At 69.5% G+C, this 24,423-nt stretch carries 24 protein-coding genes; 9 read left to right on the top strand and 15 right to left on the bottom strand.

The features are described 5' to 3' along the window. The first annotated feature begins 224 nt into the window (after positions 1-224). Positions 225-548 (top strand): hypothetical protein, encoded by a 324-nt coding sequence (locus ACSQ2H_RS13500; RefSeq protein ID WP_436061903.1) that lies wholly within the window; start codon positions 225-227, stop codon positions 546-548. Between the two features lie 32 nt (positions 549-580). Beyond that, the gene (locus tag ACSQ2H_RS13495) at positions 581-1,096 is read left to right on the top strand and encodes a YdcF family protein (protein WP_436061902.1); all 516 of its coding nucleotides are present in this window, start codon (positions 581-583) and stop codon (positions 1,094-1,096) included. On the opposite strand, the gene ACSQ2H_RS13490 is transcribed toward ACSQ2H_RS13495, so the two are convergent. From ACSQ2H_RS13490 to ACSQ2H_RS13445, 10 genes are all read right to left on the bottom strand, one after another. Next, complete coding sequence (locus ACSQ2H_RS13490) at positions 1,078-1,767, bottom strand: response regulator (RefSeq protein ID WP_436061901.1); 690 nt, start codon at positions 1,765-1,767, stop codon at positions 1,078-1,080. The genes ACSQ2H_RS13495 and ACSQ2H_RS13490 overlap by 19 nt on opposite strands. After that, on the bottom strand, positions 1,764-4,442 hold the full coding sequence (locus tag ACSQ2H_RS13485) for a DUF4118 domain-containing protein (RefSeq protein ID WP_436061900.1): 2,679 nt from the start codon (positions 4,440-4,442) through the stop codon (positions 1,764-1,766). Before ACSQ2H_RS13485 ends, ACSQ2H_RS13490 begins: the two co-directional genes overlap by 4 nt. Next, positions 4,439-5,020 carry a potassium-transporting ATPase subunit KdpC gene (gene kdpC, locus ACSQ2H_RS13480; RefSeq protein WP_436061899.1) on the bottom strand — a complete coding sequence of 194 codons (582 nt, stop codon included), beginning with the start codon at positions 5,018-5,020 and terminating at the stop codon, positions 4,439-4,441. The genes ACSQ2H_RS13485 and kdpC overlap by 4 nt, the downstream gene beginning before the upstream one ends. Positions 5,021-5,112: 92 nt before the next feature. Then, complete coding sequence (kdpB, locus tag ACSQ2H_RS13475; protein WP_436061898.1) at positions 5,113-7,182, bottom strand: potassium-transporting ATPase subunit KdpB; 2,070 nt, start codon at positions 7,180-7,182, stop codon at positions 5,113-5,115. A 16-nt stretch (positions 7,183-7,198) separates the two neighbouring features. After that, positions 7,199-8,908, bottom strand: coding sequence for a potassium-transporting ATPase subunit KdpA (gene kdpA / locus ACSQ2H_RS13470; RefSeq protein WP_436061897.1), 1,710 nt, complete (start codon positions 8,906-8,908; stop codon positions 7,199-7,201). Positions 8,909-8,920: 12 nt separating this feature from the next. Continuing rightward, entirely contained in the window at positions 8,921-9,007 is an 87-nt protein-coding gene (locus ACSQ2H_RS13465) for a potassium-transporting ATPase subunit F (RefSeq protein ID WP_363223149.1), read from the bottom strand. Between the two features lie 186 nt (positions 9,008-9,193). After that, the gene (locus ACSQ2H_RS13460; RefSeq protein WP_436061896.1) at positions 9,194-9,658 is read right to left on the bottom strand and encodes a GtrA family protein; all 465 of its coding nucleotides are present in this window, start codon (positions 9,656-9,658) and stop codon (positions 9,194-9,196) included. Positions 9,659-9,751: 93 nt separating this feature from the next. Next, positions 9,752-10,099, bottom strand: coding sequence for a PRC-barrel domain-containing protein (locus ACSQ2H_RS13455; RefSeq protein ID WP_183769524.1), 348 nt, complete (start codon positions 10,097-10,099; stop codon positions 9,752-9,754). Between the two features lie 59 nt (positions 10,100-10,158). Then, positions 10,159-11,103, bottom strand: a complete 945-nt coding sequence (locus ACSQ2H_RS13450; protein ID WP_183769525.1) for a winged helix-turn-helix transcriptional regulator — start codon at positions 11,101-11,103, stop codon at positions 10,159-10,161. Between the two features lie 196 nt (positions 11,104-11,299). Continuing rightward, positions 11,300-12,004, bottom strand: a complete 705-nt coding sequence (locus tag ACSQ2H_RS13445) for a hypothetical protein (protein ID WP_436061895.1) — start codon at positions 12,002-12,004, stop codon at positions 11,300-11,302. A gap of 12 nt (positions 12,005-12,016) precedes the next feature. Between ACSQ2H_RS13445 and ACSQ2H_RS13440 the strand changes: the two genes are divergently transcribed. Next, positions 12,017-12,346: a hypothetical protein gene (locus ACSQ2H_RS13440; RefSeq protein WP_436061894.1), complete on the top strand. Its 330-nt coding sequence runs from the start codon at positions 12,017-12,019 to the stop codon at positions 12,344-12,346. A 240-nt stretch (positions 12,347-12,586) separates the two neighbouring features. Here ACSQ2H_RS13440 and ACSQ2H_RS13435 read toward each other — a convergent pair whose 3' ends face one another. The 3 genes from ACSQ2H_RS13435 to ACSQ2H_RS13425 all read right to left on the bottom strand — a co-directional run bounded on the left by ACSQ2H_RS13435 (position 12,587) and on the right by ACSQ2H_RS13425 (position 16,863). Further along, entirely contained in the window at positions 12,587-13,774 is a 1,188-nt protein-coding gene (locus ACSQ2H_RS13435; RefSeq protein ID WP_436061893.1) for an acyl-CoA dehydrogenase family protein, read from the bottom strand. Positions 13,775-14,013: 239 nt separating this feature from the next. Next, on the bottom strand, positions 14,014-15,696 hold the full coding sequence (locus ACSQ2H_RS13430) for a class I adenylate-forming enzyme family protein (protein ID WP_436061892.1): 1,683 nt from the start codon (positions 15,694-15,696) through the stop codon (positions 14,014-14,016). Between the two features lie 12 nt (positions 15,697-15,708). Next, complete coding sequence (locus ACSQ2H_RS13425; protein ID WP_436061891.1) at positions 15,709-16,863, bottom strand: acyl-CoA thiolase; 1,155 nt, start codon at positions 16,861-16,863, stop codon at positions 15,709-15,711. A gap of 104 nt (positions 16,864-16,967) precedes the next feature. Here ACSQ2H_RS13425 and ACSQ2H_RS13420 point away from each other — a divergent pair, with 104 nt between their 5' ends. Beyond that, on the top strand, positions 16,968-17,990 hold the full coding sequence (locus ACSQ2H_RS13420) for an NAD(P)H-dependent amine dehydrogenase family protein (RefSeq protein WP_436061890.1): 1,023 nt from the start codon (positions 16,968-16,970) through the stop codon (positions 17,988-17,990). Positions 17,991-18,115: 125 nt separating this feature from the next. On the opposite strand, the gene ACSQ2H_RS13415 is transcribed toward ACSQ2H_RS13420, so the two are convergent. After that, on the bottom strand, positions 18,116-19,345 hold the full coding sequence (locus ACSQ2H_RS13415) for an acetyl-CoA acetyltransferase (protein WP_436061889.1): 1,230 nt from the start codon (positions 19,343-19,345) through the stop codon (positions 18,116-18,118). Between the two features lie 83 nt (positions 19,346-19,428). Here ACSQ2H_RS13415 and ACSQ2H_RS13410 point away from each other — a divergent pair, with 83 nt between their 5' ends. The 5 genes from ACSQ2H_RS13410 to ACSQ2H_RS13390 all read left to right on the top strand — a co-directional run bounded on the left by ACSQ2H_RS13410 (position 19,429) and on the right by ACSQ2H_RS13390 (position 24,033). Further along, positions 19,429-20,250, top strand: a complete 822-nt coding sequence (locus ACSQ2H_RS13410; protein WP_436061888.1) for an SDR family NAD(P)-dependent oxidoreductase — start codon at positions 19,429-19,431, stop codon at positions 20,248-20,250. A 159-nt stretch (positions 20,251-20,409) separates the two neighbouring features. After that, the gene (locus ACSQ2H_RS13405) at positions 20,410-21,168 is read left to right on the top strand and encodes an SDR family oxidoreductase (protein WP_436061887.1); all 759 of its coding nucleotides are present in this window, start codon (positions 20,410-20,412) and stop codon (positions 21,166-21,168) included. Between the two features lie 11 nt (positions 21,169-21,179). After that, positions 21,180-22,010: a DUF1295 domain-containing protein gene (locus ACSQ2H_RS13400; RefSeq protein ID WP_436061886.1), complete on the top strand. Its 831-nt coding sequence runs from the start codon at positions 21,180-21,182 to the stop codon at positions 22,008-22,010. Then, positions 22,007-23,512, top strand: coding sequence for an AMP-binding protein (locus ACSQ2H_RS13395; RefSeq protein ID WP_436061885.1), 1,506 nt, complete (start codon positions 22,007-22,009; stop codon positions 23,510-23,512). The genes ACSQ2H_RS13400 and ACSQ2H_RS13395 overlap by 4 nt, the downstream gene beginning before the upstream one ends. Positions 23,513-23,592: 80 nt before the next feature. Then, positions 23,593-24,033: a hypothetical protein gene (locus ACSQ2H_RS13390; protein WP_436061884.1), complete on the top strand. Its 441-nt coding sequence runs from the start codon at positions 23,593-23,595 to the stop codon at positions 24,031-24,033. Here ACSQ2H_RS13390 and ACSQ2H_RS13385 read toward each other — a convergent pair. Further along, positions 24,030-24,359, bottom strand: a complete 330-nt coding sequence (locus ACSQ2H_RS13385) for a hypothetical protein (protein ID WP_436061883.1) — start codon at positions 24,357-24,359, stop codon at positions 24,030-24,032. The genes ACSQ2H_RS13390 and ACSQ2H_RS13385 overlap by 4 nt on opposite strands. Between the last annotated feature and the right edge of the window lie 64 nt (positions 24,360-24,423).

Here is a 24,423-nt window from a genome sequence, read left to right as displayed (position 1 = left end):
TGAGTCTAAACGCCTCAAGCTTGAACCTACCAGAGCCGTCTCAACACGCCGAACGCCTTATGGCGAAGGTTGTTCCGTGGCGCCAGCCTATCGAACGCGTCTCGCGACAAGGTGATCCTAGGTCGCAGGCGGCGGCCAAGATTTCGCCCAAGTCGCAGGCCCTAAGAGGGCCGGGGCGGCTCAGTCCGCCCCCTGAACATATGCCTATCAGTCGGGAGCGTGGGTTGACCCGTCGTCACTTCGAGATCGCTGGAAAGTCCGGCGCCCTCTACCGGTACTCGGTTCTGGAGGAGGATCGCGTCCTGCCGCCGGCCGGCGCGAACTACGTCATCTGCAAGCCTGCGGATCGCGGCGTGGACATCCTGTTCGTCGGCGAGACGGACAGCTTGGCGCGGATCGCCTGGCGCGAGCAGCTCGCCTATGCCCGCGACACCTATGGCGACGACGCCGACGTGCTGACGCGCCTGAATGTGCGCAGCGCCGTGCGTCTGGCCGAGCAGGAAGACCTGCTGGAAGAATACCGCCCGCCGATGAACGCCGGGGCCTAGCGCCGACGTGCGGGCGTCGCCATTCTCCGGCGGTGCCTGATCCTCTCATCGTCATTCTTGGCGCCGCCGTCCGTCCGGACGGCAGCGCCAGCCCAGCCCTGCTTCGCCGGATCAAGGGCGGCTTTCGGCTGGCCCAAGCCCATCCTGCGAGCCTGGTGTTCTGCTCGGGCGGCGTCGGCCGCTACGGCCCGTCCGAGGCTTCGATCATGGCTGAGCGGCTGAGCGCCATGGGCTTGCCGGCCGCGCGGATGGTGCTGGACGAGGACAGCCTGGATACGCTGCAGACTGTGGTCGCCGCTGCGCGATACGTCCGCGCCCATGGCCTGGCGGGGGTGATCGTCTGCACCGACAGCTATCACACCCCGCGCACGCGGCTGTGCTTTGCGGCCCTGGAGGTCGCCAGCGTCGATGGTTCGGTGCTGGCCGGTCCGCGCCAGATGGGCTGGGGCGCGTGGTGGCGGATGCGGCTGCGGGAGATCCCGGCCATCCCCTATGACGGGCTGTTGGCCCTGACCAAGCGCCGCGCGCTTCAGCCGGTCCAGCGGTAGCCGACCCCCGGCTCGGTGGTGATCAGGGTCGGCGCCGCCGGGTCCGGCTCGACCTTCTGACGCAACTGGGCGACGAACACCCGCAGGTACTGCACGTCGGCCTCGTGCGCCGGTCCCCAGACGGCGGTCAGCAGCTGGCGGTGGGTGACCACCTTGCCGCCGCCAGCGACCAGCTGTGCCAGCAGGTCGTACTCCTTGGGAGACAGACGGATGGCATGCCCGCCGCGGGTCACCAGTCGCTTGATGAGGTCCACGGTCAGGTCGCCCGCCGTGACCACCGGTTCGGCCCCGGCTGACCTCAGTCGGTGGCGCAGCGCGACGCGAAGACGCGCCAGCAACTCGCCGACACCGAAAGGCTTTTCGACATAGTCGTCGGCGCCCATGTCGAGGGTGTCGATCTTCTCGGTCTCCTTGTCGCGGGCCGAGAGCACGATGATCGGGCCGTCGTAGAAGGCGCGCGCGCGGGTCAGGGCCTCCTTGCCGTCGAAGTCGGGCAGGCCGAGGTCCAGCACCACGGCGTCGGGCGCCTTGCGGGCGATCTCCTTCAGGCCGTCGGCGGCGGTGTCGGCGCGCACCGGCTCGTAGCCTGCCGCCTCCAGCGCCGGCTGCAGGAACCGGTGGATCTGCGGCTCGTCGTCGATGACCAGGATGCGGGGACGGCTGGCGCTCACAGCATGTGCCCCGGCATGACGTGCTCCTTGGGCAGGCTGATCAGGATGCGGGTGCCGCGACCGTCATGGATCGGGCTGGCGGCGGCGATCCGCCCGCCCATCGCCTCGACGAACCCCTTGGAGATCGCCAGCCCCAGCCCCGCGCCCTTTCCGCGGTCGGTGGCTTCCTCCATGCGGCGGAACTTCTCGAACACCCGCTCCAGCTCCTCGGTGGGGATGCCGCGGCCCTCGTCCTCGATGGAGATCACCACGTTGCCGCGGTCCTCGTAGGCGGCGACCTCGATGGCCGAGCCGTCCGGGCTGTAGGCGATCGCGTTCTCGAGGATGTTCACCAGGGCCTGCTCCAGCAGCGACGCGTCAGCCTTGACCATCGACAGCTGGGCAGGGAAGTCGCGCGCTACGCTGCGCTTGTCCAGCCGCCGCTGCACGCGCTCGACGGCGGCGCGCAGCACGTCGCGGATGTCGACCCACTCGCGGCGGGTGACCAGGGCGCCACCCTCCAGCCGTGTCATGTCCAGCAGGTCGCCGACATAGCGGTTCAGCCGTTCGGCCTCCTCGCGAATGGACTGAAGAAGGTCGTGTTGGACATTGGGTTTCAACGACTTTCCATAATCCAGAAGCGTCGTGACCGAGCCCAGCACCGTCGACAGCGGCGTGCGCAGGTCGTGGCTGACCGAGTTGAGCAGCGCCCCACGCAGGCGGTCGGTGCGGCGCAGAGCCTCGGCGTCGGCCGCCTGGGCGGCGAACTCGGCCCGCTCCAGCGCCACAGCGCCCTGATCGAGCAAGGCGGCGACAAACCGCTCGTTGTCCTCGGCGGCCAGCGCCTTGAGCTCGACGCCCGCGACGCCGGCCCGGGCCTTGACCCCCTGCAGCGGCCGGAACGTCCAGGCGCTGTTGGGCAGGGTGCCGGTGCCGGCCCCGGCCGGCTCGCCCTTTTCCCAGGCCCAGCGAGCTGCGGCCATGTCGCCGGGCGCCAGGGCCTCCAGCGCCGGCGAGGCGGCGGTGAGGGCCAGGTCGTCGCGCTCCGGCGTCAGCACCACGGCCGCGCCGCTGGTGGCGGCCGCCAGTTGCTCGGCCAGGGCCTGGGCCGCAGTGTCCTGCTTGGCCGCCGATGACAGGCGGCGGCTGGCGGCCAGCAGCGCCGAGATCGCCGAGGCCCGCTGCGCCACCGCTCGCGCCTGGTCGCGAATGCGACCGGTCAGCCAGCCGGTGGTCAAGGCCACGGCGAAGAACACCCCGAAGGTCAGCATGTCGGCCGGGTGGCCGATACGCACCGTCAGTCGCGGCTCCAGGAAGAAGAAATTGTAGATGAAGGCGCTCAGCGTCGCCGCCGTCAGCGCCGGCCACAGCCCGAACGCCAGGCCGCTGACCAGCACGCTGAGCATGAAGATCATCGCCAGGTTGGCGGTCTCGGCCACCTGGAACGTGACGCTGGCCAGCAGGGCGGCGACCACGACCATCGCGATGGCGGTCGCGTGTCCGATCCAGGGCCAGGCCCGCAGCGGGGCTGCATGCCGCGCCGGGGCCGCCTCGGGCTCGCCCTGTTCGGTCACCACGTGCAGCGCCGCGCCCTGGGCCTCGTCCAGCAGGGCGCGGATCAGCGAGCGGCGGAACGGGTTGCGGCGACGGCGTCCCGACTTGCCGACCACGATCTGGGTGACGTTGTTGCGCCGGGCGTAGTCGAGCACGCTGGCGACCAGGTCGTCGCCGGTCAGCACCACGCTCGTCGCGCCCAGCTGCTCGGCCAGCTTCAGGGCTTCGTTCAGCCGCGCCTGGCCGCCGGCCGGCGAGGGCGGGGCGTTCGGCCGCTCGACATGCGCCACCGTCCAGGGCGCGTCCATCATCATGTCCGACAGCCGCCGGCCGGTCCGCACCAACGCCCCAGCCGACCCGTCTGGGCCGACCAGAACCAGGATCCGCTCGCCCGCCGCCCAGGGGCCCTCGACGCCGGCGGCCTTCATCGCCCCGATCAGCTGGTCGTCGACCGTCTGGGCGGCGCGGCGCAGGGCCAGTTCGCGCAGCGCGGTCAGGTTTTCGGGCTTGAAGAACCGCTCGGCCGCCAGCCGCGCGGTGTCGCCGATATAGACCTTTCCCTCGGCCATCCGTTCGCGCAGCTCGGAGGGGGTGATGTCGATCAGCTCGATCTCGTCAGCCCGCGAGAGGGCGCTGTCGGGCACCGTTTCGCGCTGGCGCACGCCGGTGATCTTCCAGATCACCTCGCGCAGGCTCTCCAGATGCTGGACGTTCAGCGTCGTCCAGACGTCGATCCCGGCGGCCAGCAGCTCCTCGACGTCCTGCCAGCGCTTGGCGTGGCGCGAACTCGGCGTGTTCGAATGGGCGTATTCGTCGACCAGCAGCAGTTGCGGCCGCCGCGCCAGGGCGCCGTCCAGGTCGAACTCCAGCAGCGTGCGCTCGCGGTACTCGATCGGTCGGCGGGCCATCACCTCCAGCCCGCGCAGCAGGGACTGGGTCTCGCGCCGGCCATGGGTCTCGACCACCCCGACAACGACGTCGTCGCCCTCCGCCTTTCGGCGGCGAGCGGCGCGCAGCATCTCGAAGGTCTTGCCGACCCCGGGGGACATGCCGAGGAACACCTTCAGGCGTCCTCGGCCCGGCTGTTTGGTCGCCGCCAGCAGGGCGTCCGGGTCCGGCCGTCTGGGTTCGTCCGTGCTCATGGGGTCGGGGGCGGGAAGCGGGCGTCGAGGGCGAGGTTGGTCATCAGCACATTGACCCTCGGCTGGCCGAGGATGCCGAAGGTGCGCCCTTCCACATGGCTCTGCAACAGCGCCCGCACCCGGGCCGGATCGACGCCGCGGGCCGTGGCGATGCGCTCGGCCTGCAGCATCGCGTACTGCGGCGAGACGTCGGGGTCGAGGCCCGAGCCCGAGGCGGTGACCGCGTCGGCCGGGATCGTCCCCTTGACGCCTTCGGCGCGCAGGGCGTCGGCGCGCTCGGCGACCTGCTTGGCCAGATCCGGGTTCAGCGGGCCGAGGTTGGAACCCGACGATGCGCTGGCGTCATAGCCCTCGGCGCCGGCCGCCGACGGGCGCGGGTGGAGGTACTGCGGCTGCGCGAAGTTCTGGCCGACCAGTTCGGAGCCGACCACCTTGCCGCCTTCGAGAACGAGGCTGCCATTGGCCTGGCGCGGGAAGGCCGCCTGGCCGACGCCGGTGATCAGCAGCGGGTAGGCCAGGCCCAGCAGTAGGGTGAAGAAGGCCATCGAAACGACGGCGGGACGAATGAGGGAGGGCATGGCTTTGCGGTCCTAGAGCGCCGCGCCCAGGAAGGCGCAGGCGAAGAGCAGGGCGATCAGCCCCAGCGAGACGAGGGTTTCACGCAGCAGCATCAGGCGAGCCCCAGCCCGGAGATCGCGAGGTCGATCAGCTTGATGCCGGCGAACGGGGCGATGAGGCCGCCCAGGCCATAGAGCAGCAGGTTGCGCGACAGCAGCTTGGCCGCGCCGATCGCCCGGTAGCGCACGCCGCGCAGCGCCAGCGGGATCAGCGCCACGATGATCAGGGCGTTGAAGATCACCGCCGACAGGATCGCGCTCTGCGGGCTGTGGAGGTTCATGATGTTCAGCGCGCCCAGGCTGGGCAGGGCGACCACGAACATCGCCGGGATGATCGCGAAGTACTTGGCCACGTCGTTGGCGATCGAGAAGGTGGTCAGCGCGCCGCGGGTGATCAGCATCTGCTTTCCGACCTCGACGATCTCGATGACCTTGGTCGGGTCGCTGTCCAGGTCGACCATGTTGCCGGCCTCGCGGGCGGCCTGGGCGCCGGTCTGCATGGCCACGCCGACGTCGGACTGCGCCAGGGCAGGGGCGTCGTTGGCCCCGTCGCCGCACATGGCGACCAGCCGGCCCTTGGCCTGTTCCTCGCGGATCAGCCGTAGCTTGTCCTCGGGCGTGGCTTCGGCCAGGAAGTCGTCGACGCCGGCTTCGGAGGCGATGGCGGCGGCGGTGACCGGGTTGTCGCCGGTGATCATCACCGTGCGCAGGCCCATGCGGCGCAGGTCGGCGAACCGCTCCTTCACATTGGGCTTCACTACGTCCTTCAGGTGGATCACCCCGACCAGGGCGCCGTTCTCGCTGACCGCCAGCGGGGTGCCGCCCGAGCGGGCGATGCGGTCCACCGCCGCCGACAGGTCGGCCGGGATCTGGTCAGGCGAAAGCCCCAGGCCGCGCACCACCGCATCGACCGCGCCCTTGCGCCAGGACTGGCCGTCGGCGTCGAGGCCGGACTGACGGGTGGTGGCGCTGAACGGGATGATGCTCGCGCCATGAGGGGCTTCGAGATCCAGGCCTTCGCCACGGGCCAGGTCGACGATCGAGCGGCCTTCCGGCGTCTCGTCGCCGAGCGAGGCCATCAGGGTGGCGCGCATCGCCGCCTCGGGGCGCACGCCAGGCGCGGCGATCACTTCGGTGGCCATGCGGTTGCCGAAGGTGATGGTGCCGGTCTTGTCGAGCAGCAGGGTGTCGACGTCGCCGGCCGCCTCGACGGCGCGGCCGGAGGTCGCCAGCACGTTGACCTTCAGTAGCCGGTCCATGCCGGCGATGCCGACGGCCGACAACAGCCCGCCGATCGTGGTCGGGATCAGGGTGATGAACAGCGCGCCCAGCACCATCGGCGAGAGCTGGACGCCCGAGAACCTGCCCAGCCCCAGCAAGGTCGTCACCGCGATTAGGAAAATCAGGGTCAGGCCGGCCAGCAGCACGGCCAGGGCGATCTCGTTGGGCGTCTTGCGGCGGTCGGCGCCCTCGACCATGGCGATCATGCGGTCGAGGAAGGTCTGCCCGGCCTCCGAGGTGATCCGCACCTTGATCCAGTCGGAGACGACGGTGGTGCCGCCGGTGACGGCGGAGCGGTCGCCGCCGCTTTCGCGGATCACCGGGGCGGACTCGCCGGTGATGGCGGCTTCGTTGACCGAGGCGACGCCCTCGATGATCTCGCCGTCGGCGGGGATCACGTCGCCGGCCTCGACCAGGACGATCTCGCCGACGCCCAACTTGTGGGCCGGGGTGGGGACGATGGTGCCGGTCGCCGGATCGACGATCAGCTTGGCCTTGGTGGTGACGCGCGAGGCGCGCAGGGAGTCGGCGGCCGCCTTGCCACGGCCCTCGGCGACGCTCTCGGCCAGGTTGGCGAAGAGCACGGTGGCCCAGAGCCAGAGCGCGATCTGGATCTCGAAGCCGAACGGACGTCCGGCGACGATCTCGTTGATCGCCGAGGCGCTGGCCAGCAGCGCCACGATCCAGGTGGCGAAGATCACCGGATTGCCGGTCAGCTTGCGCGGATCGAGCTTGACCGCCGCGTCGCGGGCGGCGCGGGCGAGCAGCGGGGCGGAGAGGCTGGTGGCGAGGGTCGAGGCCTTGCGGCGGTCCTCGCCTTGCGGTGCATAGGATGCGGTCATGTGCTGACGCCTAGGGTTAGCGGCCGGCCAGGACGTCGAGCACCTGGAAGTGCTCGACGATGGGACCAAGCGCGAGGGCCGGGAAGAACTGCAGCCCGCCGAGGATGAGGATCACGCCGATCAGCAGGCCGACGAACTGGCCGCTGTCGGTGGGCAGGGTGCCGGCGGACGGGGCCAGCTTGGGCTTGGCGACCAGCGAGCCGGCGATGGCCAGCACGGCGACGATCGGCACGAAGCGGCCCATCAGCATGGCCAGGCCCAGGGTGGTGTTCCACCACGGCGCGTTGGCGGTCAGGCCGGCGAAGGCCGAGCCGTTGTTCGCCGTGGTCGAGACGTAGGCGTAGAGGATCTCCGACAGTCCGTGCGGGCCATGGTTCAGCAGGCCCTTGAGCGCCTCGGGCAGCACCGCGGCGATGGCCGAGAAGCCGAGCATCGACAGCGGCACGACCAGCACCGCCAGCATGGCCAGCTTGATCTCCTTGGCCTCGACCTTCTTGCCCAGGTACTCGGGCGTGCGCCCGACCATCAGCCCGGCGACGAACACCGCCAGCAGCGCCATCACGACCATGATCGCCACGCCCGAGCCGATGCCGCCGGGCAGAATCTCGCCCAGCATCATCAGGAACATCGCGATCCCGCCGCCCAGCGGCATGTAGCTGCCGTGCATGGCGTTGACCGAGCCGTTGGAGGCGCCGGTGGTCTGGGCAGTCCAGGCGGCCGAGGCGGCCGGGCCGAAGCGGACCTCCTTGCCCTCCATGTTGGCGCTGGCGTCGACGTGCGCGGCGACCAGGGCCGGGGGGCGCTGAGTTTCGGCCAGATAGACGCCGGATGCGCCCAGCGACAGCAGCACGGCGGCGGCGGCGACCAAGGCTCGCAGGTCCTTGAACGCCTTGGCCGAACGACCGAAGGCGAAGAACGCAGCCCAGCCCATCACATTGATCGACACCGCGGTCAGGAAATTGGTCAGCGGCGTCGGGTTCTCGAACGGGTGGGCGGAATTGACGTTGAAGATCCCGCCGCCGTTGATGCCGAGCTGCTTGATCGCCAGTTGGCTGGCGACCGCGAACAGCGACAGCTTTTGCTCGCCGCCTTCTAGCGTCGCGGCCTGGGCCGAAGCCGCCAGGGTCTGGGGCACGCCCAGCGCGACCAGGGTCAGCGCCAGCACGATCGAGGCCGGCAGCAGCACGTAGAGCGTGGTGCGGGTCAGGTCGGCCCAGAAGTTGCCGACGCCTTCGCTGCGATGGCCGATGAAGCCGCGCGCCAGGGCCGCGGCGATGGTCGCGCCGGTGGCCGCGGACACGAAGTTCTGCACCGTCAGCGCGGCCATCTGGCTGAACTGAGACATGGTCGTCTCGCCGCCATAGGACTGCCAGTTGGTGTTGGTCACGAAGCTGACGGCGGTGTTGAACGCCAGGTGCTCGCTGACCCCGCCGAAGCCCTGCGGGTTCAGCGGCAGGCCGCCCTGCAGCCGCAGGATGGCATAGACCAGGACGAAGCCCGCGGCGTTGAAGGCCAGCAGCGCGGCGGCGTAGCCGAACCAGGTCTGGCTCTTGTTCGCGTCGACGCCGCAGCCGGCGTAGACCAGCCGCTCGACCGGCCGCAGCACCGGGTCGAGCCAGGTGCGTTCCCCGTTCCAGACCCGGGACATGTAGACGCCTATAGGCCAGCCGAGCCCTATGGCCACGGCCAGCGTCAGGGCGATCTCCGCCCATCCTTGCCAAGTCATGTCAGTGATCCGTCAGAAGCGCTCGGGGCGCAGCAGCGCGGCGAGCATGTAGACGGCCACGGCGATCGCGCCGCCCGCCCAGAGGAGATCGACGAGCATCTTCAGATGCGCCTCAATCCAGCGGCCATCAGCGCGAACAGGGCGAACGCCCCCGCGCCGAGACCGAGAAAGATGAGATCCGCCATGACAGCGCCTCCATAGCCAGTTCAGGCCAGGAGAGTGCGCTCCTCAAGCGTCAGGGTTCGAGACGGGACGCGCCCGCCGCGCATAAGGGAAACGTAAAGGTCAGCCGGCGCGCGCGAACGTGAAGCGGCGGTGGCCGACCCAGCTGGTCGCGACCGGCACGGCGATCGCCAGGGCGTGGCCGATGGTCTCGGCGTGCCAAGTGAAGCCGATCATCGGAAACACGCCGCGCACCAGCAGCGTCGCGGTCAGGAAGGTCAGGGTCGCGCCGATCGCGTTGACGATCGCGAAGTTGCGCGCCTGCACGCCGATCGGCAGCGGCGAGCCCGGGAACACCAGCAGCCGGAACAGCACGAAGGCGACCGCCATGCCCGTGGCGTAGGCGCAGATCACCGCCGCCTCGAACGGCAGCACCAGGCTCCAAGCGAAGCGCGAACCGAAGTTCGTGCCGGCCGCCAGGCCGCCGACGGTCAGGAACCGCGCAAAGCGCAGCACATCGAAACCCAGCGGCTTCCAGCCAGGGCCCGCGGTCAGAACGTGTTCGTCGATCGACGCCATGACGGCCATCGTGGCGCGCCATGGTTGAGAAAACGCTCACGCGGCCTCAATTTTCTCCCGCAACCCCTTGTTAAGGTAGATGCGGCGGCCGCCCGAGGGCGGCTAGACCGGATCGACCCGGAAGTAGCGTTCGGCCTGTTCGCTCCAGCCGTAAGCTGTGTCGTTCATCTGATCGCGATCATAGCCCGGACTGTTCTTCAGCAGGTCCTTGCCCAGATCGGTGAGGTAGCTGTCCGAGGCCTCGTCATAGCGCAGCGCCCGCCAGGGGATCGGGTGGAACTTGCCGCTCGCGCCGAACAGCCCTCCGAACTCCAGCGCCACGAACCGAGCCTGGCCGGTGTCGCGCTCGAAATAGATCTCGCGGATCGTGCCGAGCTTCTTGCCGGAAGCGTCCTTCAACGGCGCGCCCAACAGGTTGGCGCTACGGATCATCAGGCTGTCCAGGCTCATTGCGTCCCTCCAATTCCGCGTGGGGAACGCCTAGCTGCGCTGTTCGATCCCGGAGGATTCTAGGCGGCGCTCACCTTGCGCTCCTTGGTTCGCCGCTCGGTCACCGTTTCGGGGGTGAGGGGGTGGCGGCACTCGCTGCAGATCACCACGCTGTCGACCGGGTGGCCGCACTGGTTGTGGGTGACGATGACCGGCGGCTGGTCGTCCTCGAGCAACCACTTGTCAGCCCAGATCAGCAGGGCCAGGGCGTGCGGATAGAGGTCCTTGCCCTTCTTGGTCAGCCAGTATTCGTAGCGCGGCGGCGACATCTCGTAGAGCCGCCGCTCGAACACGCCGTTGGCCACCAGAACGCGCAGGCGGTCGGTCAGGATGTTGGTGGCGATGTCCAGCATCGACTGGATGTCGTCGAAGCGGTGGATGCCGAAGTACTGGGTCGAGATGACCAGGCCCGTCCAGCGGTCGCCGGTCATGTCGACCACGTCGGCCGCCTGCCGGGGGGCGTCCTCCGCGCCGGACTGGCGGCGACGGTGCAGGCGGGCGATCTCGACCTCTTCGTAGCCCGCGCCCGGACCCGGATGGTGGCTGCAGGTGTGCAGCGAGATGTCGCCGCCGCAGTGGCGGCAGACCATCATCGGCAGCATCGACTTGCCGCACTCGGTGTGAACCAGCCCGGCCGGGCCGTTGGGCGCGGTGGCGTCCCAGCGGATGCCCCAGCACCAGGCGATCAGCACCGAGTCGAACAGGTCCAGGCCCATCGGCGTCAGGTGATAGGACTGGCGCGCCGCGCCCTCGCGATGGGCGCGCTGCTCGAAGATGCCGCTGGCGACCAGGCCTCGCAGGCGGTTCGACAGGGTGTTCCGCGGCGCGCCGGTGCGCGCGCGGAACTCCTCATAGCGTGTCGCCCCGCGGAACGCCTCCTGGATGATCAGCTGACTCCAGCGGTCGCCGATCGTGTTCAGCGCTCGGTGGACGGAGTTTTTGACGATCTTGCGGGTGCGGGCCATGGGTCTCCTGCACCCAGGCGTATAGCCGCACAACCCCCCTGTCCAGTTGGGATTGGCCGTCAAAAGCGCGCCGCGGGCGTGAGGCGGATGTCAAAAAGTCCATTTTTGAAAGCAATTCACGGCTTGCCCGCAATCTGCGGAATGACCCTCCACGCGGCCGGGGCTGCGCGCACGACCGGATCGGCGATCCTCAAGCTCAACGCGGTCCGAAAACGATCTCCGCCGAGCGCCCCGTCCGCCTGAGATCGGCTGCGGCCTGGTCGGTCGCGGCTTGAGCGGCGTCTTCCGAGAGGTAGTCGCCGAGGAAGACGTCATCGCAGGTGACGTGCCACACCCCATGGGCAAGGTTGCTGCGGATGATGACGGGCGAGGGGCGGGCATCTGCGCGCATGGCTCTGTGCGCGACTGTCGAAGGCGGGGCGGGCTGAGGGGCAGCGCTTCCGCGAACACGCATCAGCCGCATCACCTCCCGAATAAAGGCTTCCGCATAGTCGGCTGTCTCGACGTAGTCGTACTCGTACGCGCCTCGCCGCGCGCTGGCGAAGCGCTGGCGCATTGCGTCCAAGAAGTCTGGCCGGCCTTCGGCGATCTGAGCCATCAGTGCTTGTAGGATTTGTTCATGCGCCAGGACACGGCGCTCGAGATCGGTGTTTTCGACGGCCATCTGGGCCTCCATCAGTTCGATCGCCCCCCGTCGCGCGCCTTCCTCGCAAGCAAGGCGGTCCTTCGCATTTGGGGTGCCGCGACGCAATTTTCTAGGAGAATTAGAATAATCGTCTTCGTGATCGGTAAATAAAATCGCCCAATATTTCGGGTTGTGATATATTGATAGTGATCGAAAGCGCGAATTCGGCGCCTTCGCTCGGATAGATGCGCGCAGCGTGGCTCCGGGCGGGATCATGAAAGCTCAATCATGAGCATTTTATCAGAACGAAATCAGATTGCGGACGCGCCCGGATACTGGGCCATCCAGATCCATCTTGGCGAGAGCACGCCCGCGCGACGGTACCTGTGTCACGCGGAGAACGACCGAGCAGCGGTCAATATGGCGGGCCGTCTGATGGGGTCGTCGGTGGAAGCGAGGGGGTTCGATAGCCTCTGGATCAAGAAGGGACTGCTGGAGCGGAAGCGCTCGTCGCTGCCGGACATCGGGCGCCATCAGATCGTATCGAGCTCTGCGGAATGGGACCGGCTGGTCCAAGCGCACAATGCTTCCGAAGCAGAGAGCCCTCTGCGGGCCTAGGTGTCGCCATGAAGCGGTTGAAGCTCCTTCCGGGCGGGGCGGCGGGCGACTCGTCAGCAAACCGGCGCTGGATTTCGCAACAGAACCAGATGCCGGAGGCCACTCCAAGCCCGCCGCCTGTTCCCCTCCGACCTGCCAATCCAGTGGCCGTTTGGGAAGACGACGGCGGCGCCGCTTCGCGCCTGACCTGAGGCCGGGGCAGGCCGCCGCCGCGCGTAGCGCGGCGGCGCCAGCTACGCCTCAGAACCCGAGCTGACGCCCGGCCAGGTCGCGCAGGATCTCTTCCGAGCCGCCGCCGATCACGAAGATGCGCGCTTCGCGATAGATGCGCTCGACGCGGTTGTCGCCGGTGTACGCGCGGCCGCCAAGAACCTGCAGGCTCTCGCGGGCCACGAACTCCAGGGTCGTCGTCGCCTGGACCTTCATCATCGCCAGCTCGGCCACCGGCGTCTCGCCGCGCTGGAAGCGCCAGACCAGGATGTCGAGAAAGGCGTAGCAGGCGTTCACCCGCTGGATCATCTCGACGATCTTGTGACGGATGGCCTGGTGGTCGATCAACCGCTGGCCGAAGGTATGACGCTGGCGCGACCAGTCGATGGCCTCCGCGATGGCCGTGCGAGCCATGGCCAGGGTGGCGGCGATGCCGCTGAAGCGCTCGATGTTGAACTGGTTGGCCAGGCCCGCGAAGCCGCGGTTCTCAACCCCGATCAGGTTGGCGGCCGGCACCTCGACATTGTCGAAGGTCAGGGTCCCGTTGTTGCCGTTGTACCAGCCGAGGCCCTTGACTGGGGCGCTGGAGACGCCGGGGCGATCGGCCTCGATCATCAGCAGCGACAGGCCGCCGACGCCGGGACCGCCGGTGCGGACCGCGGTCAGCAGGAAGTCGGCGCGGGTGGCGCCTGAGATCAGCGTCTTCCCGCCGTTGACGATGTAGCTGTCGCCGCGCTTTTCGGCCGTTGTCTGGAAGGCTCCGACGTCCGAGCCGCCCGAGGGCTCGGTGACTGCAAAGGCGATCTTCTTTTCGCCGCGCAGGATCGGCTTGGCCACGCGCTCGCGCATCTCCTCGGGGCCGAAGGCGATGATCGGGGGCAGGGCGATCCAGTGGGTCGCGAGATCGGCGAACACCACGCCGGACCCGGCCCGGAAGAACTCCTCGGCGAAGATGATGCGGTGATAGAGGTCGATGTCCTCGCCGGTGCCGCCCAGCTTTTCCGAAAAGCCCATGCCCAGCACGCCGGCCTTGGCGGCCTTCACATAGAGCTCGTCAGGGAAGGTCGCGGCCGCGTCCCAGGCGTCGAGGTTCGGATTGATCTCCGCCTCGATGAAGGTCCGCAGCTGCTGACGCCAGGCATCGTGCTTCTCGGTCAGGAACGGGCTCGGCGGGCGCAGCCCATCGAAATCCAGGCGAGGTTTGTCCGCCGCAGCCATCAGTTCGTCCTCCCGACTTGTTACTTGCGAAATGATACTAATGGGGTGCGCAGAGCGGGGCAATGGGTCAGCCGCATCGCCAGGGACATTTCTATGCGTGTCATCCCGGAAAGCGCGCAGCGCCTGTCCGGCACCCATTCGCGCAAGCATAGCCAGGCGTGGCGCGGCCGTGACGCCGCCCGCGTATCCGGTGTTCATGCGTCCCGGTCTTGCTTCGCAAACCCGGATGAAACGGGGCGCTAGGCCAGCGCCGCCCGCAACTCGCGCTTCAGAACCTTGCCGACCGGATTGCGGGGCAGGCCAGGCAGGATCTCTAGCCGCTCGATCTGCTTGAACACCGCGACCTTGCGCTCGCCGGTCAGGAAGGCGTTGATCGCCTCGCGGTCCACGGTCTTGCCCGGTCGAGGCGTCACGAAGGCGCAGACCCGCTCGCCCAGCCGCTCGTCGGGCACGCCGACCACCGCGGCCTCGGCGATTTCCGGGTGCGCCATCAGGTGGCCCTCAAGCTCCTCGGACGAGATGTTCACCCCGCCGCGGATGATGATGTCCTTCAGTCGCCCGACGAAGCGGTAGTACTGCGCCCGGTCGCCGGCGATCTCGAACAGGTCCCCAGTGCGGAACCAGCCCTGGGCGTCGAACGCCTTGGCGGTCAGCTCCGGCGCGCGCCAATAGCCGGCGAACACGGTCGGCCCCTTGATCCGCATCTCGCCCGGGCGGCCGGGTTCGCTGATCTCTTCCTCGGTGTCGGGATCGACCAGGCGGCTGAAGAAGCGGTCGTTGAGCGGATAGGCCCAGTCGAAGCCCGGCGCGCCGACTCGCGGGAAGTAGGTCGCCCGCTCGCCATGCCCGGGAATGTCGTCGGCCGTGCCGCACAGCGACATGCCCTCGTTGGAGCCGAAATAGTTGACGATCTCGACGCCATAGCGGTCGTGGAAGGCGCGGATCATCGTCTCCGACAACGGCGCCGAGCCGGAACCGATAGCCCGCAGCCGGCCGAAGTCGACACCCTCCAGCAGCTTGTGATCGTGGGCCAGCAGGTTCAGCACCGCCGGCGGGGCGACGGTGTAGTCGATGGCGTGATCGCGCATCTGCTGCAGCATCACCGCCACGTCGAACGGATGGTGCTGGATCAGCGTCCCGCCGATCAGCAGCCAGCCGGCCAGCGCCGTCGAGACGCCGCCCATATTGACCATCGGGAACGGGTTCAGCATCCGCGCGCCGCTCGACAGCCGGCCCGCGGCGACCACGCCCTGGGCCATGATCAGCCATTCGTTGTGGCTGCGCGGCACGCCCTTGGGCTCGGCCTCGGTGCCGGAGGTCCAGCAGATCGTCGCCACGTCGTCGGCGGTGACGGCCGCGGCTTCTGCAGCGCGCCTCGCCGCGGCCAGCTGGTCGGGTGCCGCCGCGCTCATCGCCGCGCCCAGGTCCACGGCGCCCCCGGCCGCGCCGACGCTGAAGATCGTCTCGAGCGGCAGGCCGCGTAGCTGCGCCACATGGTCGTGACCGCCGATCATGGCGCCGGTGATCGCCGCCTTGGCGCCGGTGCGGCGCACGATGCTGGAGAGCTCGTTCTCGCGATACTGCACCGGCGCGGGCGTGACGATGACGCCAAGTCGGAACGCCGCCAGATAGGCGAGGGTCAACTCGACCACATTGGGCAGCTGGACCAGCAGCACGTCGTCCTTGGCCAGGCCTGCAGCGTGCAGCACGGCGGCCAGCCGATCGACCTCACCGCCCAGTTCGCGCCAGGTCAGCGCGCGCGGATCGCGCCCGATGACGGCCTGCGTGTTCGGCGGATCGATCAGCGCGTCGTCGTTCGGCCGCTCGGCCACGTGCCGGTCCAGCAGGTCGACCATGGTGGTGTCGCCCCACCAGCCCTTGGCGCGGTACGCGGCGATGTGGTCGGCGGGAACGAGGATCATCGTCGGCTCCGATCAGGCGAGGCGTTCGACCACCATGGCCGCGCCGACCCCGGCCGCGCCAGTGGCGACGACGAGGCCGAGCCGCCCGTCGGCGGCGTCCAGCGCGTCCAGCAGCGAGGACAGCAGGATCGCGCCTGTCGCCCCCATCGGGTGCCCCTTGGCCAGGTGGCCGCCGCCGACATTGACCTTGGCCGGGTCGGCCGGCCGGTCGCGCAGGAACTTGGCGATGGTGACCGCGAAGGCTTCCATGAATTCGACGCGGTCCATGTCGGCCAGGGTCAGGCCAGCGCGGGCCAACGCCTTGTCCATGGCCGAGAAGCCGGCCAGCAGCGAGGCCCGCGGATCGCCGCCGGACTCGGCGTAGGCGAGGATCCGGGCGCGGGCCTTGCGGCCGCCGCTCGGCGCGCCGCCGACAACGGCCAGGCCCGCCCCGTCGCAGACCGGCGGGGCGTGGGCGATGGTGTGGCGGTGGTCGATCGGGCCTTCCAGCGCCTGCGCATAGGTCGCCGCCAGAGGCGCGAAGGCGGCCGGCATGGCGGCCAGCGATTCAGCGGTGGTCTGCGGCCGAGCGCACTCTTCTGCCGCTGCCGCACCGATGGCGATGCGCGAGGCGATCAAGGTAGGGCTCACCTCGGCCTGGCCGGTGCGGAGCTGCGACGTCAGGGCGACGGCGTCCAACTCCGCGCGGCTGACGCCTTCAGCCTGCGCCAGCCGGTCGGCGGCGACGACCACGGGGATGTAGCGCGAGCGCTTCGGGAAGCTGGCGTCGGTGTAGTAGCCGGCGTTGTCGCCCATGAACGGCACGCGCGACATCATCTCGACCCCGCCGGCCAGGGCGCGGTCGATCGCGCCGCCCGCCACCATGGTCGCGGCATGGCCGATCGCGGTCAGGCCCGAGACGCAGTAGTTGTTGAGCGTGAAGGCGTAGGCGTCCTCGGCGACGCCGGAATGCAGCTTGGACACCAGCGCGATGTTGCCGCCCTGGTCGCCGATCTGGCCGACGCAGCCCAGCACCATCGCCTGGCTCGCGCGCGGGTCCTGGCCACGAACCTCCAACGCGTCCACCAGCGTCCCGACCAGTTCCTGCGGCTTGTTGGCGGCCAGCGATCCGTCGGGGCGGGCCTTGCCGCGCGGGGTCCTGACGGCGTCGTAGATCCAGGCGTCCACGTGTTTCCTCCCGGCCGCGCCCTTGATCGGGCGTCTGGCCAGGCTCCGGCTTGCCACGATAAGTCTAGGAATGCAAGCTAACGGAAAGCGAGACGGGAGGGCGCATGACGCGCAAGACCAGGGTCGTCCAATGGGCGACCGGATCGATGGGGAAGACCTGCCTGCGGGCAGTGCTGGATTCGCCGGATTGCGAGCTCGTCGGCCTGTTCGTCTACAATCCCGCCAAGGCCGGCGTGGACGCCGGCGAGATTGCGCGGCGGCCGGCGACGGGCGTGCTGGCGACCAGCTCGATCGACGACATTCTCGCGCTCGACGCCGACGTGGTGCTGCACTGCCCGATGCTGGCCAGCCCCTACGACGGCCACGACGCCGACGTGAAGCGGCTGCTGGAGAGCGGCAAGAACGTCATCTCGATCAACAACTATTTCCATCCTGGGGCGCTCGGCGCGGCCTACGCGCAGGACCTGGAAGCCAGCGCGCGCAAGGGCGGGGCGACCCTGGCCGGCGTCGGCGTCAATCCCGGCTGGGCGGCGGAGAAGGTCGCCGCGGCGGTGGCCGGGATCTCGCTCCGCCTCGACCGCGTCGCCACGACCGAAGTCATCGACTGCTCGGGCATCCCCAACGCCGCCTATGTGTTCGGGGCGCTCGGCATGGGCTCCGATCCCGCTGGCCTCGACCTCAAGGAGGGGCCGCTCGCCCGCACCTTCACCGACATGTACGCCCAGTCGGTCGCGGCCTTGGCCGAGAAGCTGGAGATCGACCTCGACGCGATCGAGGCGGACCATGCCGTCACCTTGGCCGACCACGACGTCGACGTCCGCGCCGGCGTTGTGCGGGCCGGCACGGTCGCGGCGACCACCTGGCGCGTGCACGGCCTCGTGGGCGGCGTCCGCCGCATCAGCCACGCGGTCAACTGGGTGATGGACATGAGCCTGCCCGCCTTCGCCGGCAAACCGCACTGGGAGATCGAGCTGAGCGGCCTGCCGGGCGTGCGTCTCTCGATGGACCTCACCGAAGCGGCAGACCCGGGCGTGCGCACCAAGCCCGAGCAGTACGCCGTCGCGGGCATGGTCATGTCCGCCATCCCCGAGGTCGTCGCCGCCCCGCCAGGCCTGTGGCGGGACTAAGATCCAAATTGCTTCCCCGGTGGGGGAGCTGTCAGCCCACGGCTGACTGAGGGGGCTTGCTGACTCACCAGTCCCCCTCCGTCGCGCTCAGCGCGCCACCTCCCCCAGGGGGGGAGGAACTGACGTTACCCGGCCCGGCCGACCACAAAGCTGACCACCGTCCCCAGCGAGCCGCCGATGTTCAGCGTCTGGTAGGTGCGCGCGCCCTCGACCTGGTAGTCGCCGGCCGTGCCGGTGACTTGGCGGCCGGCGTCCAGCAGCATCCGCGCGCCGGTCGCGCCGACCGGGTGGCCGACGCCGATCAGCCCGCCCGAGGCGTTGACCGGACACTTGCCGCCCAGCTCGATCAGGCCGCTCTCCACCGCCTGCCAGGACTGCCCGGGCGCGGTCAGGCCCAGGTGGTCGATGGCCATGTACTCGGTCGAAGTGAAGCAGTCGTGGGTCTCGACGCCCGACAGATCCTGCGGCCCGGCGATGCCGGCCCGGCCCCAGGCGTCGGTGATCGCCTTGCGCACGTGCGGGAAGATGTAGTCCTGGCCCTTCGAGCGCTCGATCTTGTCGAGGAACCGGATGCCGGCGTTGGTGTGGCCCCAGCCGAGGATCTGCGGGAAGTCGGACGCCTTCACCCCGCGGCGCGCGGCGTAGCGCTCCATGAAGCGGTCGGAGCACAGCACGATGGCGCTGGTCCCGTCGGTGATCTGGCCGCAGTCCATGCGCCGGGTGCCCGGCTCGATGATCGGGTTGGCGGTGTCGTCGTCGGTGAAGTTCTCAGGCGTGAACGCCCACTTGCGGGTCTGCGACAGCGGATTGCGCTTGGCGTTGGTCAGGTTGATCTCGGCGATGCGGTTCAGGTGCCGCCGGTCCAGGCCGTAGCGCTCGCCGTATTCCTGGGAGAGACGGCCGAACACGGCCGGCCACATGAAGCGGCAGTCGATGCCCTCGCGGCCCTGCCAGGAGGCGGCGTTCTGGACCTTGGAGGCCTCGTCGCCGGGCAGGTTCTTCTCTTCCTCTGCGCCGACGATCAGCACGCAGTCATAGCGCCCGGCCTCGATCTCGGCGGTCGCGGTCAGCACGGCGATGGAGGCCGAGGCGCAGGCCGCCTCGTGGCGCATGGCCGGCACGCCGTGCAGTTCGGGAACCACCTGGGCGACCATCGCCGCCAGGTGGCCCTGGCCGCGATAGAGCTCGCCGAAGGCGTTGCCCACGTGGACGGCGTCGATGTCGGAGGCGTCGAGCTTGCAGGCGTCCAGCGCCCCCAGAATCCCGTCGCGCAGGATGTCCGACAGGTCGAGGCCCTCGCGCGACCAGGCGCGGGCGAAGTCGCTCTGATGACCGCCCAGAAGATAGATCGCCATGGCTTCCTCCAACCGTCTCTTTCGTGATCTTGCCGGCGAGCCTAAGGTGTCGGTTCTTAAATGCAAGTCATAGGGAGGCCGGCATGCGGGATTTCGAGAGCCGGACGGGGGTGGTCACCGGCGCGGCCGGCGGCATGGGCGCGGCGGCGGTGCGGCTGTTTGCGCAGCGCGGGGCGAAGGTCGTGGCGCTCGACCGCCGGTTGGAGGATCTCGGCGGCCTGGCCGAGACCTGGCGCGGGGAGGGACTCGCCGTCGAGATCGCCGGTTATGACCAGGGGGATCCGGACAGCATCGCCGCGGTGTTCGAGCAGGTGGACGGCTTCACGGGCGGCCGGCTCGACTTCTGCTTCGCCAACGCCGGCTACGGCCGCTACCGCCCGGTCCTGGAGATCGAGGCCAAGGAGTGGAAGCGCCACACCGCGATCAATCTCGACGGCACGTTCCTGGTCGCCCAGGCGGCCGCACGGCGGATGCGCCAGGGCGGCGGGGCGATCGTTCTCAACGCCTCGTCCGGAGCGGTGTTTCCGACCGATCTGCTCTCGGCCTACTGCGCGTCTAAGGCCGGGCTGGTGATGCTGGCCAAGATCCTGGCCTCTGAGCTCGGCGCCTATGGAATCCGGGTCAACGCGGTGCTGCCCGGCGTCATCGAGACCCCGATGACCGAGAGCCTGCTGGCCGAGCCGGGCGTGCCCGAAACCCTGGCCAAGGCCACGCCGCTCGGCCGCGCCGGCCGCCCGGAGGAGGTGGCACAGGCCGCGGCCTTCCTGTGCAGCCCGGCGTCCGGCTACGTCACCGGAACCAGCCTGCTGGTCGACGGCGGCCAGACCCTGCACGGCTTCCCCCGCTGGTTCAGCACCGACCACCGCGACCCCGCCGCCCCCTGGACCGCGCACGTGGATCGCTAGGCAGCATCCTTCTCCCCTCGTGGGAGAAGGGGAGCTTGAGACGCCCCTTGCACGGCGCCATCGTTCGTGTAGCTTTCATATAAAGACTAATAACGAAGCGGGAGGAGCGGGCCGACGGCGCCGACGCCGAGACGGCGCGGTCCGGGCCTGGAGGTCGTCATGCAGGTCAAGGATTCCGTCGCCCTGGTCACTGGGGCCAACCGCGGCATCGGCGAGGCGTTCGTGCGCGAGCTGGTCGCCGCCGGCGCGGCCCATGTCTACGCGGCCTCCCGCGATGCGGCCTCGGCCGCTCACCTGGAGGCCGAGTTTCCCGGCAAGGTCACCGCCGTCCAGCTCGACGTCAGCCAGCCCGACCAGATCGCCGCCATCGCCGCGGCGCGGCCCGACGTCTCGTTGATCGTCAACAACGCCGGGGCCTTCACCCACGGCCTGCTGATCGGCTCCGACACCCTGGCCGGCGCGCGCGAGGAGATGGAGGTCAACTACTTCGGCCCCGTCGCCATGTGCCGCGCCTTTGCGCCGGCGCTGGCCAGGCACGGCGGCGGCGGAATCATCAACGTGCTGTCGGTCGGCGGCATCCTGGCGGCCCCGAACATGGGCGGCTACAGCCCCTCGAAGTTCGCCATGCGCGCCGCCACCCAGTGCATCCGCGCCGAACTGGCCGACCAGGGCACGACCGTCTCGGCGCTGATCGTCGGCTCGGTCGACACCCGCATGGCCGAGCACGTGAAGGGCGCCAAGGAGCCGCCCTCGGTGATCGCCAAGGCCGGCATCAAGGCCATCGAGCGCGGCCAGGATGAGGTCGACACCGACCGCATGGCCATCGAGACGCGCGCGGCCCAGGCCCGCGATCCGAAGGGCCTCGAGCGCCAGATGGCCAAGATGCTCAAGGCGACTGAAATTTCGACCGGCCGTTAGGGGGAACGACCATGCCTGAACTCTCACAGATCGTGACCTTGCTCGCGGTCAATTTCGGCCTGCTGGTGGCCGGCTTCCTGATCCTCTGGATGATCGGGTCGGCGATCAAGGACGTCACCTTCGTCGACGCCTGCTGGGGCCTGGGCCTGGCCAGCATGGCGCTCGCCAGCTTCCTGCAGACCGGCGGGCAGGGCGCTGACTCACGCCGTTATCTGCTGACCGGCCTGGCGCTGCTCTGGGGACTGCGGCTCGGCCTGCACATCCTCGGCCGTTGGCGCCATGAAGGGCCCGACCGCCGCTATGTGAAGATGATGGACCGCGCCAAGGCCGACAAAGGCTGGAGCTACGCCCACGCCTCGCTGCGGATGGTCTTCGCCTTCCAGGCGCCGCTGCTGTGGGTGGTCAGTCTGCCGGTGCAGCTGGGCCAGCTGTCGGCCCAGCCGGCCAGCATCGGCCTGCTCGGCTGGATCGGCGCGGGGCTGTCGCTGTTCGGCATCGCTTTCGAGACCACCGCCGATTCCCAACTCAAGCGCTTCAAGGCCGATCCGGCCAGCCGCGGCCAGGTGCTGTCCAACGGCCTCTGGCGCTACACCCGCCACCCCAACTATTTCGGCGACATCTGCACCTGGGTCGGCTTCTACCTGATCGCCGCCGAGACCACGCTCGGCCTCTGGGCGCTGCCTGGTCCGCTGCTGCTGATCTTCCTGCTGACGCGCTGGAGCGGCGGCCCGTCCTACGAGAAGCGCCTGACCCACCAGCGGCCGGGCTACGACGACTACATCCGCCGCACCTCCTCGCTGATCCCCTGGCCGCCCAAGCCGGCCGAAAGGAGCGCCCCGTGAGGACGCCTCGGACCCTGCTGTCGCCGACCATCGCGCCGCCGGCCCCGCGGCCGATCGGAACCCTGCCGGGCCTGCACGCGGCCCGCGATCCGGACGCCCCGGCCATCACCTGCGAGGGCAAGACCCTGACCCGGGCGCAGTTCGCCGCCCGCGTGAACCGCCGCGCCCGCGGCCTCGCGGCGCACGGCGTGCGGGAAGGGGACTTCGTCGCCATCGCCCTGCCGAACGGTCCGGCCTTCCTGGAGCTGGCCTTCGCCGCCTGGACCCTGGGCGCGACGCCGGCACCGGTCTCCTACCGCCTGCCGGCGCCCGAGCTGAAGGCGATCATCGAGCTGATGCAGCCGCGCGTCGTCATCGGAGGCGAGGCGACCCGCGCGGCGGGCGTCGAGTTCCTGGATGAAGCGGCGACCCACAATGAGGCGACCTCCGCCGACCCGCTGCCGGAGCTGACGGCCAAGCACGTCAAGGCGATCGCCAGCGGCGGCAGCACCGGCCGGCCCAAGGTCATCGTCGACCACGCGACCTCGATCATCGATCCGGACGCGCCCTCGCTGGGCATGCACCCGGGCGACACGGTGATCATCCCCGGGCCGCTCTATCACGCCGCCCCGTTCGGCCTAGCCTACATGGCGCTCTGCTGGGGCTGCCACCTGGTGATCACCAAGCGCTTCGATCCGTCCGAGACCCTGCGCCTGATCGGCGAGCACAAGGTCCAGTGGGCCTATCTGGTCCCGACCATGATGCACCGCATCTGGCGGCTGCCGGACGCCGAACGCGCCGCCGCCGACGTTTCCAGCCTGGAGATGATCGTCCACATCGCCTCGGCCTGCCCGGTGTGGCTCAAGGAGAAGTGGATCGAGTGGCTAGGCCCCGACGCGGTCTGGGAGGTCTATTCCGGCACCGAGGCCATGGGCGGCACCTCGATCGGCGGCCGTGAGTGGCTGACTCACAAGGGCTCGGTCGGCCGCCTGCTGCCCGGCAGCGAGATCCGCATCCTGCGCGAGGACGGTACGCCTGCGCCGGCCGGCGAGGTGGGCGAGGTGTTCTTCCTGCCGGCTGGCGGCCGTGGCGCGACCTACCACTACATCGGCGCCGAACCGCGGGCAAAGGGCGAGTGGGAGACCTTCGGCGACATGGGCCACATCGACGAGGAGGGCTACCTCTACCTCGCCGACCGGCGCACCGACCTGATCATCTCTGGCGGCGCCAACATCTATCCGGCCGAGGTCGAAGCCGCGGTCGACGCCTATCCGGGCGTGCTCTCCAGCGTCGTCGTCGGCCTGCCGCACGAGGACCTGGGCCAGGCCGTCCACGCCATCCTCGAGATGGCGCCCGGCGGCCCGCCGCTGGACGAGGCCCAGGTCAAGGCGTTCCTGGCCGAGCGCATCGCCCCCTACAAGATCCCGCGCAGCCTCGAGGTCACCTTCGAGCGCCTGCGCGACGACGCCGGCAAGGTCCGCCGCAGCGCCCTGCGCGATGAGCGCGCCAAGGCGGAGGCTTAGGGCGCGCGCCATGACCTCCGGGGTAATGGCGCCGGTGCGACGCCGTCCGTAGCCTGCTCCAAACTTCATGGGAGCAGGCGATGAACGGGTTCTGGCGCAGATGGCTGATGGCGTGGTGCGCGGTGGTCGGCCTGTTCGGCCTCGTGCTGGCGGGCGGGGCGGCGCCGGCGACCAGCAGACCTGTCAGGCTTTTGCTCGACCTGCTCAACGGGCCTGAGCCGCTGGTCATCGATGGCCCGATGCGGTTTTGCCTGGCGGTGCTGGGCGCGGTCACCATCGGCTGGAGCCTGACCCTCGCCACGGCGATCGAGGCGGCGGTGCGGCTGGGCCCGGCCGGGCGTCCGATCTGGGCGATGATCCTCGCCAGCGGCCTCGTCTGGTACGTGATCGACAGCGCGCTGTCGCTGGCCACCGGCTTTGGGCTGAACCTGATCGCCAATACGCTGTTCATCGCCGGCCTGATCGTCCCGCTGGCGGCCGGTGGGGTTCTGCGTCGGCAAGATAGGCTTACGCCCGCCTAGTCCTTGCGCAGGTCGAGCGCGACGTCCCAGGCTTCGACGCGGGCCCGCGCCTTTCCCCGTCCGCAGTCGGCGATGCGGACGACGAGGTAGGGACAGTCCAGCTTCCCGTCCTGGTCGCGAAGTTCGAAGAGCAGCTTCACCGCGCGGCCGGCGATGAACACCGTCGGCTTGTCCAGGTCCCAGGTGTCGACGCTTTCGCCGATCTGCGAGACGGCGTGCCGGACAATGCCGGCCGCCTGGGGATACCGGAAATCGCAAGCCGCCGCGGCCGGCGTGGCGAGGGCGGCGGCCGTCAGCGCCAAGACGGCGGTTATAGCTGGCGACATCGGCTTGCGCTCCTCAGCCGGGACTATCCGCCAAGCTCTGCCATAATTCCACCCTCAGCCAGAG

This window comes from Phenylobacterium sp. LjRoot97, assembly GCF_964254345.1.
Classification (GTDB): Bacteria; Pseudomonadota; Alphaproteobacteria; order Caulobacterales; family Caulobacteraceae; genus Phenylobacterium.
This window is presented reverse-complemented; position numbering and strand designations above follow the sequence as displayed.

Coding starts and splice junctions, on each gene's coding strand:
- ACSQ2H_RS13485 (WP_436061900.1), bottom strand. CDS start 4,442: ATGAGCACGGACGAACCCAGACGGCCGGACCCGGACGCCCTGCTGGCG.
- kdpC (WP_436061899.1), bottom strand. CDS start 5,020: ATGCCCTCCCTCATTCGTCCCGCCGTCGTTTCGATGGCCTTCTTCACC.
- kdpB (WP_436061898.1), bottom strand. CDS start 7,182: ATGACCGCATCCTATGCACCGCAAGGCGAGGACCGCCGCAAGGCCTCG.
- kdpA (WP_436061897.1), bottom strand. CDS start 8,908: ATGACTTGGCAAGGATGGGCGGAGATCGCCCTGACGCTGGCCGTGGCC.
- ACSQ2H_RS13465 (WP_363223149.1), bottom strand. CDS start 9,007: ATGCTCGTCGATCTCCTCTGGGCGGGCGGCGCGATCGCCGTGGCCGTC.
- ACSQ2H_RS13460 (WP_436061896.1), bottom strand. CDS start 9,658: ATGGCCGTCATGGCGTCGATCGACGAACACGTTCTGACCGCGGGCCCT.
- ACSQ2H_RS13455 (WP_183769524.1), bottom strand. CDS start 10,099: ATGAGCCTGGACAGCCTGATGATCCGTAGCGCCAACCTGTTGGGCGCG.
- ACSQ2H_RS13450 (WP_183769525.1), bottom strand. CDS start 11,103: ATGGCCCGCACCCGCAAGATCGTCAAAAACTCCGTCCACCGAGCGCTG.
- ACSQ2H_RS13445 (WP_436061895.1), bottom strand. CDS start 12,004: ATGATCCCGCCCGGAGCCACGCTGCGCGCATCTATCCGAGCGAAGGCG.
- ACSQ2H_RS13440 (WP_436061894.1), top strand. CDS start 12,017: ATGAGCATTTTATCAGAACGAAATCAGATTGCGGACGCGCCCGGATAC.
- ACSQ2H_RS13435 (WP_436061893.1), bottom strand. CDS start 13,774: ATGGCTGCGGCGGACAAACCTCGCCTGGATTTCGATGGGCTGCGCCCG.
- ACSQ2H_RS13430 (WP_436061892.1), bottom strand. CDS start 15,696: ATGATCCTCGTTCCCGCCGACCACATCGCCGCGTACCGCGCCAAGGGC.
- ACSQ2H_RS13420 (WP_436061890.1), top strand. CDS start 16,968: ATGACGCGCAAGACCAGGGTCGTCCAATGGGCGACCGGATCGATGGGG.
- ACSQ2H_RS13415 (WP_436061889.1), bottom strand. CDS start 19,345: ATGGCGATCTATCTTCTGGGCGGTCATCAGAGCGACTTCGCCCGCGCC.
- ACSQ2H_RS13410 (WP_436061888.1), top strand. CDS start 19,429: ATGCGGGATTTCGAGAGCCGGACGGGGGTGGTCACCGGCGCGGCCGGC.
- ACSQ2H_RS13405 (WP_436061887.1), top strand. CDS start 20,410: ATGCAGGTCAAGGATTCCGTCGCCCTGGTCACTGGGGCCAACCGCGGC.
- ACSQ2H_RS13400 (WP_436061886.1), top strand. CDS start 21,180: ATGCCTGAACTCTCACAGATCGTGACCTTGCTCGCGGTCAATTTCGGC.
- ACSQ2H_RS13390 (WP_436061884.1), top strand. CDS start 23,593: ATGAACGGGTTCTGGCGCAGATGGCTGATGGCGTGGTGCGCGGTGGTC.
- ACSQ2H_RS13385 (WP_436061883.1), bottom strand. CDS start 24,359: ATGTCGCCAGCTATAACCGCCGTCTTGGCGCTGACGGCCGCCGCCCTC.